Origin of the sequence: Pseudoduganella ginsengisoli (genome assembly GCF_009720865.1) — a bacterium.
GTDB classification, from domain to species: domain Bacteria; phylum Pseudomonadota; class Gammaproteobacteria; order Burkholderiales; family Burkholderiaceae_D; genus Rugamonas; species Rugamonas ginsengisoli.
Window position 1 is genome coordinate 51,185 of the sequence record NZ_WNLA01000022.1, and the last position, 14,477, is coordinate 65,661.

Below are 14,477 nucleotides of genomic sequence, written 5' to 3' on the forward strand. Positions count from 1 at the left end.
GATGATCTTGCATTAGCGGCAACACGCGGTAAAATGAGCCCTCTGTATCGATCTGCGGGCGATGAAACTACGTACCCATTACTGGCTGCTGGCGTTTTGCATAGTGTTGCCGATCGCCGTCTTTTTCAGCATCGCCCTGGATATGCTGCTGACGTCGCAGCGCGAAGTGGCCATGCGCCACATCGAGGAAAGCGCCCGTTCCGCGCGCCAGGAACTGGATGCGGAAATCCGCCGCGCCCAGTCGGTGCTGCGCGCGCTGGCGTATTCGCAGTCGCTCGACAGCGCCGACTATGCCCGCTTTTACCGCGAAGCGCTGGCCGCCAATGCGGGCCTGGGCGCTTGGATCATTTTGTACGATGAAAACGGCCAGCAGCTGGTCAATACGCGGGTGGCCTATGGCGATCCGTTGCCGCAGCGGCCCGATACCACCGTCGTCAAGGACATGATTTCAACCGGTAAAGGACTGGTTACCAGCGTGAAATGGGGACCGGCCTTGAAACAGCACTTCGTGGCGGTGGAGCAGCCGATCGCCACGGCGTCGGGCCGCCACCTGGTGCTGTCGCAAGCGTTCACTCCGTCGTATTTCACCCGCACCTATGCGGGGCGCGTGATCCCTGAATCGTGGCCGGTGTGGGTCATCGATGGCAAAGGCACGATGATTTCGCGCCGCGACGCCGGCGAGGCCAAGACCGGCAACCCGGTCCAGGCGGATGTGCTGACGGCCATCCGCGCGGCGCCGTCCGGCCGCTTGCGCCACACGTCGGTGGAAGGGACGGAAATCGATGGCTATTTCGTGCATTCGGCGCTGTCCGACTGGGCTGTCGTGGTCGGCGCCCCTGTGGCCGAAATCAATGCATCCGTGATCCGCGGCATGTCGGTGGCCGTGGCGGGCTTTTTGCTGGCTATCGCGGCAGCGGTCGGACTGGGCGTCCATACCGGCAAGCGGCTGGTGCGCTTTGTGTCAAATGCATCGCGGGCGGCGCGTGCGCTGGGCCGCGAATCGGCCGTGACGGTGTTGAAGAAGTCGAATATCGGTGAAATGGAAGCGCTCAACGACGCGATCCGCGAAGCCGATGCGAGGCTGCGGCAGGAAATGGATTCGCGCGCACAGGCCGAACGCGAACGCAATGAATTGCTGGCGCGCGAGCGGGCCGCGCGTACCCACGCGGAAGAACAGAATGCCGCCAAGGATGAATTCCTTGCCATGCTGGGCCACGAATTGCGCAATCCGCTGGGCGCCATCACCAGCGCGGTGGCCGTGCTCGACCACGCGTGCCTGCCCGGCATGCCGGCCGAAGCATCGAACCGGGCGCGCGACGTGCTGCGCCGCCAGTCGGCGCATTTGCGGTCGCTGGTCGATGACTTGCTGGAAGTGAACCGCGCACTGATGGGCAAGCTGGCGCTGAACCGCCAGCGTATGGATCTCGGCGAAGCCGTGCGCAGCTGCGTCGACATGCTGCAATCGTCCGGCAAGCTGAAAACGCACCACGTGGAAACATCGCTGGCTTGCGTGCCGGTCATGGCCGACGGCACGCGGCTGGCGCAGGTGATCGACAATATCCTGGACAATGCCGTCAAATACAGCCCGCCAGGCACGCGCATTGCCATTGCTGTGCGGCGTGAGGGCGATGAAGCCGTTATGTCGGTGCGCGACGAAGGCGTCGGCATCACGCCGGATTTGCTGCCGCACGTGTTTAAAGTGTTCGTTCAGGGCAAGCAGACATTGCAGCGCGTGCAGGGTGGCCTGGGCATAGGCTTGACGCTGGTGCGGCGGCTGGTGGAAATGCATGGCGGCGTGATTGCCGTGACCAGCGAAGGCGCCAACCAGGGCGCCACCGTGACCGTGCGGCTTCCGCTGGCCGACGCGGCGCCCAAGGCGCTGCCCGTGATGTCGGGCGAGGATGCTGGGGCGTGGTGGCGCTGAACGCCGCCACGGCCATGACATTGCTATTACAGGCGGAACAGCTGGCTGAAAATCCGCGCCGCCATCAAACCCACTTGCGTGTGCTGCTCGCCCGGCGTCATCAGCCGCGCAAGGATTTGCATGGCTTCTTCCTTGCTCTCCGAGCTGGCCAGCCGCGCCTCCAGCAGGCGCAATTCGCTGCCGATGGCTTCCCACGCATGTTCATCTTCCGGGAACGGATGGCGGATCAGCGGGCGTTCGGGCTGCCGCAGCGGCGCCGGCGCATAACTGGCGCGGCGCTGCGGCGGCGCATCGAGCGTGTCGCGCGGCGGCATGATGGCTTGCGGGCCGGGCGTCGCCGCAGGCAGTTCGATACGGCCGGCCAGCCTGTACAGCCGGTAGCCATTGTCGACGCGGCGGTAAAACGCGCCCGGATCCGATACGCGGGCCATGACGCCGCGCAACGTAAACAGTGCGGACGGCGCGCTGCCCGCCGCATCGGCCGGGGCCGCGAACGCATCGGCTTCCGCACCCAGTTCATTGAGTTCATAGCGCGCCGCCAGCAGGGCGGCGGACGGCTGCTGGCGGCCCAGGTTATAACCGATCAGCTCTGCCAAATGCACATCGGCGTGACGCGCCAGCGCCAGTTCCACGGCAGCGCTGCGGCATGCCGCACCTTCCTGCGGCTGCAGCGGCACAGCGCCATTGGCTTCCAATAACGCCCGGTATTGCAGGTACTGGTTATGGCTGGGGATGCCGTGGCCTGTGTAATCGAGATAACTGGCCACCATGGGCTGGAAATCTTCATCTTCCCAGCGCGACAGCACGCCATACAGCGACGCGCCCGCCGTCAGCCGTGCCGGCGCGGCGCTGGCAAGGAATTGCCGCATTTGCGCCATGTTGGCAAAGTGGCGGCGCGGGCCGCCGGCGGCCCTTTCCTGCTGATAGGCGTGGTAAGCGGCCAACGCCTGTTCGGCCTCCTGGTGCAGCCAGTTTCCCAACAAATCGTAATGGGGCGGCAATCCTTCCGGCTGGCTGATGGCCAGGTCCAGTTGCAGGCGCAGATACTGTTCAGCGTCGTCTGGCCAGGCCAGGTGGTCCGACAGCGTGGCAAAAATGCGGCAAGTCATGTCTTGCGCAGGCGCGGCGGAAGTTAACATGGGTCTCCTCTCCCTATCATTTTTTGCCAGTATGCAATTTCAACAACAAAATGCGTAGCGGATTGTGGCGCACGATGGTGTAAGAGTACGCTTACAGAATTGAAAAATCATGTAAAAAGGTTATTCAATGATGCGGCGGTGGTACACTGTCATGATCACAGTCAATATTCGTAATTCGAATTCAATGCCGTGAATTCCATACCGTGAATTCAATACTGCAATTCGACCAACGTTTCAGGTGTCATCATGGATCTTCAGCCACTTGCCGTACCCGGCGCCACCGTATTACGTCCCGAGGGACGCATAGACCACTCGCATGCCGATGCATTCAAGGCAGCCCTCGAGTCGCACCTGGGGGCTTGTACGGCGGGCGGACCGATGCTGGTGCTGGATTTTGCCCAGGTCAGCTACATTTCCAGTATCGGCCTGCGCGCGCTGATGCTGGCAATTAAACAGGTGAAGGCCCAGAAGGGGCGCATGGTGCTGGCAGGCTTGTCGCCGCTGGTCATGGAAGTATTCAAGATCAGCCGCTTTGACATGCTGTTCGAGATTTTTGCGGACCGCGAAGCGGCACTGGCTGCGCTGGCGGCCGCATGAAGGCCATCATCTGGGGCGCACGCGGTTCACTGCCGGTGGCGCTGACCCACAAGCAGATCCGCGCCAAGCTGGTGGCAGCGCTGGAAGGCGCCATCGGCCGCAACCTCGATACCAGCGGCAAGATCGCATCCTACATCGACAATGACCTGGGTTTTGACGTGCGCGGCACGTTTGGCGGCCACTCCAGCTGCGTGGAAGTGCAGTGCTGGGACCAGGCCACGACGGCTGAACACGTGATCCTCGACATGGGCAGCGGCCTGCGTCCGCTGGGCGGCTCGAAAATGGCGAAGTATGGCTTTGCCAAGCCGCAGACGTACCACATCTTCATGTCGCACCTGCACTGGGACCACATCATGGGGTTCCCGTTCTTCACGCCCGCTTACATTCCGGGCAACCGCATCATCATTTATGGCTGCCACGAACAGCTGGAAACCGCGTTCCGCCGCCAGCAGGAACCGATCAGCTTCCCGGTCACGTTCGACCAGCTGGGCGCTGCCATTGAATTCCGCCACATGACGCCGGGCCAGCCGATCGAAGTCAACGGCTTGAAGGTGACGGCCAAGCTGCAGCTGCACGCGGGCGATTCGTATGGCTACCGCCTCGAACATGAAGGCCAGACGCTGATCTACAGCACGGATTCCGAACACAAGCTCGATAACGAACTGGAGCGCGAAGCCTTTGTCGAATTTTTCCGGGAAGCGGACCTGGTGATTTTTGACGCCATGTATTCGCTGGCCGACTCGATTTCCGTGAAGGCCGACTGGGGCCACTCCAGCAACGTGGTCGGCGTGGAACTGTGCCAGCTGGCGCGGGCGCGCCAGCTGTGCCTGTTCCACCACGAACCGATCTACGACGACGCGCAAATTGCCCGCGTGCTGGCGGAAACCCGCCGCTATGCGGAAATCACGGGCGAAGCGCCGTTGGACGTCGTGGCGGCTTACGACGGCATGGAAATCGACCTGTCCGCACCGGCCTGAGACGATGGTATCGGCCTTGTTGACCCGCTTGATGGCCGGGCTGCGCCGTCGCGGCCGTCCGACGGCCATGGCGCTGGCGCTGGGATTTGTTTTGCTGGTGCTGTGGCTGCCGGAAGGGCCGTTGCCGGGCTTGCAGCTGGCGCTGTTCGATGGCTACCAAAAAGCCATGCCGCGCGAGCGCAAAAATGCCGCCGTACAAATTGTCGCCATTGATGAAGCGTCGCTGAAGCGCTTTGGCCAGTGGCCATGGCCGCGCGACCGCCTGGCCGAATTGCTGGACAAGATGGCGGAACAGCAGCCGCTGGCCATCGGCCTCGATATTTTCATGCCGGAGGCGGACTTGACGTCGCCCGAAGCGCTGGCTGCGCGCCTGCCCGATGCGGCGCCTGCCGTCATATCCGCACTGAAGGCCATGCCGCGCCATGACGTGCAGCTGGCCAAGGCCATGCGCCGCATCCCCGTGGTGCTGGGCGCGGCTGGCTTGCGCTCGCCGATTCCCGGCTCCACGCCGGTGCTGCGCGCCTGGCCCGTGCAATCGGTGGGCGGCGACCCCCTGCCGTTCCTGCGCACTTACCCGGAAGCGCTGGCCAGTTTGCCGATGCTGCAGGGCGCGGCCAGCGGCCAGGGCTTGCTGGCGGCCGATCCTGAACACGGCGTGCTGCGGCGGGTGCCGCTGGTGGCGGCCGTGGGCGGCACCATGCTGCCGTCGCTGTCGATTGAATTGATCCGCGTGGCCGTGGGCTTGCCGGCCGTGACGGTCGAGGTGGCGCCGCAGGGCGTACGCAGCGTGGCGCTGGGCGACTTGCAGGTGCCGACGCAGCCCGGCGGCGAAGTGCTCGTGCATTTTGGCCGCCACGCCAATGACCGCTACGTGTCCGCACTGGACATCATGGAAGGCAAGGCGCCGGCGGACTTGCTGACCAACCGCATCGTCATTGTCGCGCTGACGGGCCTGGGGCTGGTTGACATGCAAACCAATGCCCGCGGCGAATTGCTGCCGGGCGCCGACGTCCACGCGCAATTGACGGAAAGCCTGTTTGACGAACGCTGGCTGCAGCGGCCTGCGCCTATGCGCTATGCGGAGGCCGGGGCGCTGGCGCTGTGTGGCCTGCTGATGATCTGGCTGCTGCCGCGCGTGAGTTTGCGCACTGGCGTGTTTGCGTGGCTGGCGTTGTCGGCGCTGCTGTTTGGCGCCGGTGTCGCGCTGTTTTCCCGAGCCGGGCTGCTGTTCGATGCCGCCACCGTGTGGCTGGGCGTGACCGCGTGCAGCCTGTCGCTGCTGGCCAGCCTGTTCGTGGTGGAAGCCAGCCAGCGGCGCCGCAGCGAACACGCGCTGCATGAAGCGCGTGAATCGGCAGCCAAGGCGGCCGGTGAACTGTCCGCTGCGCGCCGCATTCAAATGGCGACCTTGCCGGCGCCGGCCGCCGCGTTTCCGGGCGAAACCCGCTTCACGGTGGCGGCGCTGCTGGAACCGGCGCGCGAAGTGGGCGGCGACTTGTACGATTTCTACATGCTGGACCAGCGGCGCATGCTGTTCATGATCGGCGACGTGTCCGGCAAAGGCTTGCCGGCCAGCCTGTTCATGGTGGTGGCGAAGGCGCTGTCGAAAAGCGTGGCGCTGGGGATGGCGGCGCAGCCCGGTATGGCCATCGATATGGCGGCCATCATCAACCGCGCCAACAGCGAACTGGCCCGGGAAAACCCGGAAATGCTGTTCGTCACGTGCATCGCCGGCATCCTCGATGTGGACACCGGCGAAGTCACGCTGTGCAACGCAGGGCACGATGCGCCGCGCAGGGTGACGGCAGCGGGCGAACTGGAACGCATGCAGCCGGCCGACGGCCCGCCGTTGTGCGTGCTGGAAGATTTTGAATATCCGGTGCAGCATTACCAGATGGCGCCCGGCGACAGCCTGTGCCTGACCACCGATGGTATATCCGAAGCCATGAACGGGCAGGGCGAATTGTATGGCGTGGAGCGCCTCGACGCGCTGCTGGCGCACACCCACGGCCTGGGGCCGGAAGCACTGGTAGCCGCCGTGCGTGAAGACGTGCGCCGCCACGTGGGCACGGCGGAGCCGTCGGACGACTTGACGCTGCTGGTGGTGCGCTGGAACGGTAGTGCCGGTTAGGCACCGTTAATTCAAGGCAGCGGCGTCAGCACTTCCCCCAGGACCTGGCGCTGGATGCGCTCCATGACTTTTTCTTTTTGCATTTGCTGCATGGCTGCCGTCAGGCGCGGCACCAGTGCTTCGTGCTTGCGGTGCACGTAGTGGTAGACCGGGAACGACGCCAGCGCCGGGCTCAGCACTTTAATGTCTTCCATTTTCAGCGCCCTGGCGGCAGCCAGGCCGGATGCGCGGTTGCCGACCACGACGTCGGTGCGGCCCATGGCCAGTTTCTGGAACGCCTGCTGCATGGTGGGCACCGGTTCGGTGCGCATGCCCGTCGTGGACGCCTCGACAATTTTAATGCCCCGCACAAAACCAATGGTGAACGGGCGCAGGCTTTCCCATCCGTTCACGATGAAGGTCGTGTCGCGGGAAAAAATCACGATTTCATAAATCTGGATCGGCACCGGCACGATGATCAGGTTCGGGTAGTCGCGCTCCATGCCGACTTTCCGATAGAGTTCGCCATCGGTCTGGCCATCGTTGGCGCTGACCAGCGACCGTTCGCCTGGATATTTATGCACTTGCAGGTTCATGCCCAGCCGTTTATAGGCTTCTGCCACGACCAGTTCGGCAATTTGCGTGGCCGGGTCTTGTTCCAGCAGCGTGGAAACATGCATCACCCCAGCCGCGGCGGCCAATAACTCTTGCGCCAGTGCGGGACGCGGCAAGGCGGAAGCGGTGGCGGCAACTGCCGCAATGTTAAACAAGCGCCGGTCCATAGGTCCTCCGTCATGGTTGTTTGCCACGTCATCAGCGCCGCAGCTCGCGTTCGGCAATCTGCGCCAGTTCACCGCTGCGCCGCAATTCTTCCAGCGCCACGTTGAACTGGCGGATAAAATCGTCGCGGAACGTCCACCGCTCGCCGTGCAGGCGCGTAAAGCCCAGGTAGCCGTGCTCCTGGCTGACGACGGCGGTTTCCACGACCCGCGCACTGTGCTGGAACGCATTTTCCGCACGGGCGCGTAACAGTGCATGCTGGATCGCGTAGCGGTCGTTCATGTAACAGTCTATCCTGCCCAGCAATAATTTTTTCAGATTTTCATCGGTGCCGCGCGCTTCTTCCACGGCCAGCTTGCTGTTGCGCCGGGCCGCATCAAATGCGGGGCCGCCAAGCAGGAAACCGGTATTGACGCCGATGCGCAGGCCAAAATAGCCGTCCGGCCAGCGTGGCGTGCTGACGCGGGCCGCCACGGCGTCGTTGCAATACATCACGACGCTTTCCAGCATGATGGGGGCGGAATAATCCATCCACGGCCGGTCGCCGGGGCGGTAATAGGGCGGGGCCAGCGCAAAGCCTTCGCCTTGCTCCAGCATGCGCAAGCCCCGCTTCCATGGCACGGGCTGCAGGTCGACCTTGTAGGCCGGCATGGCGGTAAAAATGCGCGCCAGTATCGCAGGATAGACGCCGAGCGGCGTGCCGTTCACGGCATAGGAATAGGGGGGATAAGCGTCGTCAACGTAAATCGTCACCGCTTGTTGCTGGCCGGCCGCGGGGCTTGGCGGCAGGGCGGGCGTGGAGGGCGTGGAGGGCGTTGCGGCTGCGGCAGGCGGCGCTGCCGCCAGGACACTCAACGCGGCCAGCAAGACGGGGATGGCCGCGTAGTGCATGGTGCAGCGCGCCCGCTAGCGGACGCGGATCTCCACGCGGCGGTTGCGCAATTCCGCCTTGCCATCGCCGGTGGCGACAGCCGGTTCCCGTTCGCCGCGTCCGGCCACGCTGATGCTGTCGGCCGGGATGCCCGCTTCGAGCAGCAATTGCCTGACGCGTTCCGCCCGTTTCAGCGACAGCGCATCGTTGTACTCGGCCGTACCAGCGCGGTCCGTATGGCCGATCACGACGACTTCCGGCGCCGGGCGCTGCGCCAGCTCATCGCGGATTTGCGCAAAGCGGGCCGCCGATTCCGGCACCAGGTTTTCCGTATCGGTTTCGAAATACACGGTAAAGACAGCGGCCCCTTTCGGGAGTTGCGCCAGCAAGGGTGCATAGCGGGCGCGGATTGCACTTTCCTGTTCCGTCACGGTGGCGACACTGGCATTGCGGGCCACGTGGGCGCTGCGGTAGGGCTGGTCCAGCACGGTTTCACCGCCGGCCGTCGCCACCACCACGGCGCTGGGTTTGCCATCCTGGTTCGGCAGCAGCGTAATGCGTTCACGGGGCGCCGAATTTTGCTGGCTGATGGCAGCCACCAGGCACGCAATGAAAATCAGCGGGCCGATCATTCGCCGCTGCCTTCCACGTCAATGACGAATTCCGTGCCGCGTACGCCGAGCACGGATGAGGGCGTGGAGAATTTCACGGCGGCCGGAGATTGCTTGGCGATTTTGCCGGACACGACTGCCAGCGTGCCGCGCCGCACGCTGGCGCCCAGTTTGCCTTCGTGCGTGGTGGAATTGAACGCGAACTGTTCCATTTCCAGTGCGGTATTCGGGCCCAGCGCCATCCGCGTTTCATCGCGCAGCGTGATCCCCGCGCCGCCGTCCGCGCCCGTGACGATGCGGTCGGACGGCATAATCACGGCGCCCGCAGTGCCGGCTGTCTTTCTTCCGGCGCGTTCTATGGTTACACTGCCAGTGGCGGTCTTGATGATGCCGGCGGCGTTGTCTGGAATGGGCGCGGCAATGGAAGTCGCCGGGACCAGGGCAGTGAACGGCGCCAGCACCAGCAGCATTGCCGCGACACTTGGCAATTTTATTAGGGTCATGTCCACCTCTATAATAGACAATCCGATAATATGCTCTAATGGAACAAAAAGGAATCAGTAGCGGCGCAGGTGGTTGCAAAACTGGCACGCGTTTCGAAGCCAGGCTCGCGCTCGTCCCTGTCGTGATGGAATTGGTGGCGGCGCAAATGCGCCACGCCGGCGCGGCGCCGGATTCCGTCATGCGGGCAGAATTGATTTTGGAAGAATTGTTCCGCAACAGCGTGTTGCACGGCTATGGCGGCGACAGCGACCGCCCGGTGTGGATTTTTGCGCAAGCGGCAGGCTTTTGCTATGAAGATGAAGCCCCGCCATTCAACCCGCTGGCGGACCGCCAAGCCCACAAGGAACCGAATCCGGATTTGGCGATTGAAGACCAGCCCATCGGGGGCGCCGGTTTGATGCTGATCCGGCAACTGGCCAAGCGTGCCGAATATGTGCGGCACGATAAGCGCAATTGCCTGCTGATCGAAGTGTGATTGCGTGGCCGCTGCCGATGATCCCCGCCGGTGCGGGGATCGCGGGACTTTCAGAAATTCGTGAACTGCTTTTCATCCACCGGGCCGGCGCTGGCTGCGTGGACGCGTACTGCGCGCAAGGATTTTGGCTTGACCAGCACCGGATGGCTGGCTGACGGTTTGGAACCGGCGCCGCCGGCCGGCGTGTCGTGGCGGGAAAAGCGCTTGAACATATCCATCAGGTGCGCCAGGTTGTCGGCTTGCGCGCTCATTTCCTCCGACGTGGCGGCCAGTTCTTCCGAGCTGGCCGCATTGAGCTGCGTGGTCTGGCTCAGCTGGCTGACGGCGCTGTTGATTTGCCGTACGCCGGCCGCCTGTTCTTCCGATGCGGCGGCAATTTCCTGCACCAGGTCAGACGTTTTGCGGATATTCGGCACCATGGCGTCCAGCAAGGAGCCGGCCTGATCGGCCAGGTCGACGCTGTTGGTGGCGACTTCTGCAATTTCCTGCGCGGCAATCTGGCTGCGTTCGGCCAGCTTGCGCACTTCCGCCGCCACGACGGCAAAGCCTTTACCGTGTTCATGGGCGCGGGCCGCCTCGATCGCGGCATTCAAGGCCAGCAAATTCGTCTGGTAGGCAATGTCATCGATGATCGACACTTTTTTGGCAATCTGGCGCATGGCCGCCGCCGTGGCTTTGACGACTTCGCCGCCTTTTGCCGCTTCGCTGGCAGCTTGCGTGGCAATCGAATCCGTTACGCGGGCATTTTCCGCATTGGTCGTGATGGACGCCGTCATTTCCTCAATCGATGCGCTGGTTTCTTCCACGCTGGCCGCCTGTTCGCTTGATGCCTGCGACAGCGAACCGGCCGTAGCCGATACTTCATTCGATGCGCTGGCCAGCGTTTGCACGACACGCTGCACATCCATGACCACCATGCTGATGGAGCGGGAAATCCAGATCGCCAATCCGCAGCCCAGCACGGCAATGGCAATGGCGAAGGTCAGGATGATTTGCTTGGCATGTTCAGTAATGCCGCGCATCGCGTCGGATTCTTCCTTGGTTTCCTTGCTGTTCAGCGCCAGCAGCCGCCTGGTGGCGGCCGTGATGGCGGCATCGGCGCCTTTGGCGGCCTTGTCCAGTTCGGGTATGGTGGCGCCTTTTTCCTTCAAGGCTTCCAGCTGCGCCAGCTGGCTGCCATATTCCTTGGTCGCGGCGTTGACTTCAGCCAGCAGCGCCTGTTCTTCGCGGTCGATGTCGCCGGTGGCCGTATAGGCGGCGACTGCCTTGTCGATGTCGGCCAGGTCGGCGCGGACTTTCGTGTGATAATCGCCGCCGCGCAAAATGAAGTTTTTGAAGTGGTGCACGGCATTGCCATTGCCGGCGACGATGGCGACGACGGCATCCTTGCGCACGATCGTGCCCGCCTCGAAGGTATTCCAGTGCGCCAGCAGGGAAGCCAGGTTGGTAAAGGCGGTGAATCCCAACAAGACCACCAGCGCCACGATACTGCCCAAACCCACGTGCAGCCGGGTCTCCATCCGCATAGTTTTCAGCATGGCAATGCCCCCTGTGATGTGAAAGCAGGACCATTCTGACGGATTTATTCCGGGCAATTCTCTCCAAAACTCACAATCCGATGACAAACCTTGTAATTACACGGACTGCGTCTCCATTTGGTAACAGTCGCGCCCCTTGCGTTTTGCCGCATACAGCGCGCGGTCGGCGCGGGCAATTAATTCTTGCTGTGATTCCTTGCTTCCTGAATAACAGGCGATGCCCAGGCTGGTCGTGATGTGCATGGCGCCGCCCGGCAGCGCCAGCGCTTCGCGCACGGCGCCGACGACCTTGGCGGCCAGTGCGGCGGCTTCCGCCGGGTGGCTGATGTTTTCAAACACGATGACAAATTCATCACCGGCCAGGCGCGCCACGGTATCGATGGCGCGCACGGTGCGCTGCAGGCGTCCGGCAAACGCTTTCAGCACTTCGTCACCGGCGCCATGGCCCAGCGTGTCGTTAATGGTTTTGAAATTGTCAATATCGAGGTAAGCCAGCGCCATCGTGCTGCGCTGGCGGCGGCACCGTTCCATGGCTTGCCACAGCACTTCATCGAATTTGCGGCGGTTGGCGATGCCTGTCAGCGTGTCGATGCGCGCCAGTTCGATCAATTGTTCTTCCACGGCTTTCACGCGCGTCATGTCATGGCTCAGCGCATACACGCCTGCCACGGAGCCGTCCGGCTGCAAGTCGGGAACAAACGTCGTGTCCAGCGTGCGGACATCGCCATGCAGCAAGGTGCGCAATTCAAACGACACGACTTCGCCACGGTAGGCGCGCGCCAGGAACGGTTCGCATTTGCTGTACTGGTGCGTGCCGATGATGTCGGCCAAATGCTGGCCCAGCACGGCTTGGGGATCAATATGCATCCAGCGCTGGTAGGTGGCATTGCCGAAGCGTAGCTTGCGCTCGTGGTCCAGGTAGGAAATCAAGACCGGCAAGTTATCGGTAATCAGGCGCAGGCGTTTTTCGCTGGCCGCCTGCGTCAATTCCGCTTCCTTGCGCTTGGTGATATCCATCGCCATCAGGTAAAAGCCCGCAACGGCGCCGTCTTCGCCGGTATCCGGCACCAGGTCCACCATCATGTGCAGCGCCTGGCCCAGTTCCGTTGAAAAGCGTTCGGCGTGCACGCGTTCGCCGTTCAAGACTTTCTTGACATGCTCGGCCCACAGGCGGTGGTACAGTTCTGCGCCGAATACTTCAGGCACGGTTTTGCCGATCATGCTGCGCGGGTCGATGCCCAGCAAATACTGGTAATGGTCGTTGGTGAACTGGTAGCGCAAGTCGCGGTCGATGTACGCGACCAGGGCAGGCATGCTGTCGGCGATCATGCGCGCCCGGCGTTCGCCTGCCGCGATCTTTTCTTCAAAGGCCACCCGCTCCGACACGTCGTGCAGGAAGGCCGTCGCCATATTGTTGTCGCCGTGGCGCAATGCGCCGATCGACAGTTCGACCGGGATTTCCCGGCCATCGCGGCGCAGCGCGTGGACGCGCACGCGGGTGTTGATCATGGGACCGCCCCCCGTTGCAGCAAAGCGCTGCATGCCCGCCGTATGGGCATTGCGCATGCCGTGCGGGATGATCAACTCGGCAATGGTGCGGCCCACGGCTTCGTCGCGGCTCCAGCCAAACGTGCGCTCGGCCTGCGCATTCCATTCAATGATGCGGCCATCCTGGTCGCTGCTGATAAAGGCATCCGGTGCATGCTGCAGGATATTGCGCACCAGCGTTTCATTGTCGCGCGCCAGGTTCAGCGCCTGCTCCCGCTCCGCGGTCAGGCTGTAGACCGCGTGGGCCAGGTCGCCGATTTCATCTTTGCGCTTCATGCGCAGCAGCGCGATGTCGGCATCGTCCTGGCGCACCTTGGACAAGCCTGTGCGCAGCCGCTGCAGCGGCGACAACAGGCGGCTGATGGCAAACCATGACAGCAATCCGGCCACGGCGGCAAATACGGAGGCGGCAATGATGGCGCGGTGGCGCAAGTTGGCCAGCGGTTCAAACGCTTCCGCAGTCGGGTAGCGGGCGCCTACGATCCAGCCCGTGCTGCGCAGCCGCTTGTACGCATAAATGCCTTCCTGGCCATCCTTGTTTTTCGCTTCCGTCCACCCCTCAAAGCCGGCCAGCGCCATTTCCGTGGCGCGGTTGTAGCCGGGGCGGGCATTGATGTGCTGTAGCAGGCGGCTTTGCGTCGGGTGGTGGATCAGGATGCCATCTGTCGTCATGATGAACATGAAGCCGGTCTTGCCGGGTTTCAGTGCATTGATAGGGCCAAAAAAGTCGGACTTTTGCAAATCAATGCTGCCGACAATGACAAACGCAACGTCGTTATTCTTATCCAGCACAGGCTGGGTCAGCACGACGACGGGGCGGCCGGACAGGCGCGACAGGAAAGGTTCCGAGATCAAGCCTTTGCGTGTGTTGACCGTGCGCTCAAAGTACGGCTGGGTATTGGCGGTAAAGCGGCTTTCATTGAAATCCGGGCGCAACGTGGCCACCAGCGTGCCGCTGCGGTCAAACACGACGATATTGAAAAACTCGCCGCGCGCAATCGGGCGCGATTCCAGCAGCTTTTGCATGGCGCCCGGCTCCGCATGGGCGCCCGGCGGCAAGCCTTCCGGTAACGTGGCGAGGATGGCGCGTTTATTGTCGAGCTGTTCATCGACATAGGCGGCTGCCGTCGACAAGACTGAAAATTGTTGCGATCCGATCACACTTTTCATGTCGCGCTCGGCCAGCAGCAGCGCGCCCAGGGTGACGATGGAAGTAGCGCCCAGCACCAGCAAGATGACGACAGACGCCATCCGGGCCTTCAAGGTTAAAGGAAACAGGCGGGCTGCAAGGCGGGAAAAAAAGCCTTCGACGGGCATGCGGAATTGTTAACAAGGTTCGGTTGCGTGGAGTATTGCATACCCAGGGCCGGGCTGGCGAGGTTCTTGTGGGCAAATTCAACAGT

At 62.9% G+C, this 14,477-nt stretch carries 12 protein-coding genes; 5 read left to right on the forward strand and 7 right to left on the reverse strand.

The window, feature by feature from the left end; translation table 11 throughout:
* The first annotated feature begins 61 nt into the window (after positions 1-61).
* Positions 62-1,924, forward strand: a complete 1,863-nt coding sequence (locus tag GM668_RS24590; protein WP_155441614.1) for a sensor histidine kinase — start codon at positions 62-64, stop codon at positions 1,922-1,924.
* Between the two features lie 26 nt (positions 1,925-1,950).
* Here the strand turns inward: GM668_RS24590 and GM668_RS24595 are convergent, their stop codons facing one another.
* Entirely contained in the window at positions 1,951-3,063 is a 1,113-nt protein-coding gene (locus GM668_RS24595; RefSeq protein ID WP_155441615.1) for a hypothetical protein, read from the reverse strand.
* Between the two features lie 246 nt (positions 3,064-3,309).
* Here GM668_RS24595 and GM668_RS24600 point away from each other — a divergent pair, with 246 nt between their 5' ends.
* The 3 genes from GM668_RS24600 to GM668_RS24610 are packed head-to-tail and all read left to right on the forward strand — an operon-like array spanning position 3,310 to position 6,768.
* Positions 3,310-3,660, forward strand: coding sequence for an STAS domain-containing protein (locus tag GM668_RS24600; protein WP_155441616.1), 351 nt, complete (start codon positions 3,310-3,312; stop codon positions 3,658-3,660).
* The gene (locus GM668_RS24605) at positions 3,657-4,637 is read left to right on the forward strand and encodes an MBL fold metallo-hydrolase (RefSeq protein ID WP_155441617.1); all 981 of its coding nucleotides are present in this window, start codon (positions 3,657-3,659) and stop codon (positions 4,635-4,637) included. Before GM668_RS24600 ends, GM668_RS24605 begins: the two co-directional genes overlap by 4 nt.
* A 16-nt stretch (positions 4,638-4,653) precedes the next feature.
* A complete protein-coding gene (locus tag GM668_RS24610) occupies positions 4,654-6,768 on the forward strand; it encodes a SpoIIE family protein phosphatase (RefSeq protein WP_229499861.1) in 2,115 nt (704 codons plus the stop codon).
* An 11-nt stretch (positions 6,769-6,779) separates the two neighbouring features.
* On the opposite strand, the gene GM668_RS24615 is transcribed toward GM668_RS24610, so the two are convergent.
* Genes GM668_RS24615 through GM668_RS24630 form a run of 4 tightly spaced genes read right to left on the reverse strand, consistent with a single transcriptional unit; the run spans position 6,780 to position 9,512 of the window.
* On the reverse strand, positions 6,780-7,529 hold the full coding sequence (locus GM668_RS24615) for a substrate-binding periplasmic protein (RefSeq protein WP_155441619.1): 750 nt from the start codon (positions 7,527-7,529) through the stop codon (positions 6,780-6,782).
* Between the two features lie 31 nt (positions 7,530-7,560).
* Positions 7,561-8,418: a substrate-binding periplasmic protein gene (locus GM668_RS24620; protein ID WP_155441620.1), complete on the reverse strand. Its 858-nt coding sequence runs from the start codon at positions 8,416-8,418 to the stop codon at positions 7,561-7,563.
* 15 nt (positions 8,419-8,433) lie between these two features.
* A complete protein-coding gene (locus GM668_RS24625) occupies positions 8,434-9,030 on the reverse strand; it encodes an OmpA family protein (protein WP_155441621.1) in 597 nt (198 codons plus the stop codon).
* Positions 9,027-9,512 (reverse strand): FecR family protein, encoded by a 486-nt coding sequence (locus GM668_RS24630; protein ID WP_229499864.1) that lies wholly within the window; start codon positions 9,510-9,512, stop codon positions 9,027-9,029. The genes GM668_RS24625 and GM668_RS24630 overlap by 4 nt, the downstream gene beginning before the upstream one ends.
* Before the next feature lie 38 nt (positions 9,513-9,550).
* Here GM668_RS24630 and GM668_RS24635 point away from each other — a divergent pair, with 38 nt between their 5' ends.
* Entirely contained in the window at positions 9,551-9,988 is a 438-nt protein-coding gene (locus GM668_RS24635; protein WP_155441622.1) for an ATP-binding protein, read from the forward strand.
* A 50-nt stretch (positions 9,989-10,038) separates the two neighbouring features.
* On the opposite strand, the gene GM668_RS24640 is transcribed toward GM668_RS24635, so the two are convergent.
* Together GM668_RS24640 and GM668_RS24645 are read right to left on the reverse strand one after the other, a co-directional pair.
* Positions 10,039-11,526, reverse strand: a complete 1,488-nt coding sequence (locus GM668_RS24640) for a methyl-accepting chemotaxis protein (protein WP_155441623.1) — start codon at positions 11,524-11,526, stop codon at positions 10,039-10,041.
* A gap of 96 nt (positions 11,527-11,622) precedes the next feature.
* Entirely contained in the window at positions 11,623-14,325 is a 2,703-nt protein-coding gene (locus tag GM668_RS24645; RefSeq protein WP_170305809.1) for a PAS domain-containing protein, read from the reverse strand.
* Positions 14,326-14,477: the final 152 nt, after the last annotated feature.

Bases quoted from the DNA above. Each gene is read 5' to 3' on its own strand.
- GM668_RS24620 (WP_155441620.1), bottom strand. From the start codon at position 8,418: ATGCACTACGCGGCCATCCCCGTCTTGCTGGCCGCGTTGAGTGTCCTG.
- GM668_RS24630 (WP_229499864.1), bottom strand. From the start codon at position 9,512: ATGACCCTAATAAAATTGCCAAGTGTCGCGGCAATGCTGCTGGTGCTG.
- GM668_RS24640 (WP_155441623.1), bottom strand. From the start codon at position 11,526: ATGCTGAAAACTATGCGGATGGAGACCCGGCTGCACGTGGGTTTGGGC.
- GM668_RS24605 (WP_155441617.1), top strand. From the start codon at position 3,657: ATGAAGGCCATCATCTGGGGCGCACGCGGTTCACTGCCGGTGGCGCTG.
- GM668_RS24645 (WP_170305809.1), bottom strand. From the start codon at position 14,325: ATGGCGTCTGTCGTCATCTTGCTGGTGCTGGGCGCTACTTCCATCGTC.
- GM668_RS24595 (WP_155441615.1), bottom strand. From the start codon at position 3,063: ATGTTAACTTCCGCCGCGCCTGCGCAAGACATGACTTGCCGCATTTTT.
- GM668_RS24600 (WP_155441616.1), top strand. From the start codon at position 3,310: ATGGATCTTCAGCCACTTGCCGTACCCGGCGCCACCGTATTACGTCCC.
- GM668_RS24590 (WP_155441614.1), top strand. From the start codon at position 62: ATGAAACTACGTACCCATTACTGGCTGCTGGCGTTTTGCATAGTGTTG.
- GM668_RS24615 (WP_155441619.1), bottom strand. From the start codon at position 7,529: ATGGACCGGCGCTTGTTTAACATTGCGGCAGTTGCCGCCACCGCTTCC.
- GM668_RS24635 (WP_155441622.1), top strand. From the start codon at position 9,551: ATGGAACAAAAAGGAATCAGTAGCGGCGCAGGTGGTTGCAAAACTGGC.
- GM668_RS24625 (WP_155441621.1), bottom strand. From the start codon at position 9,030: ATGATCGGCCCGCTGATTTTCATTGCGTGCCTGGTGGCTGCCATCAGC.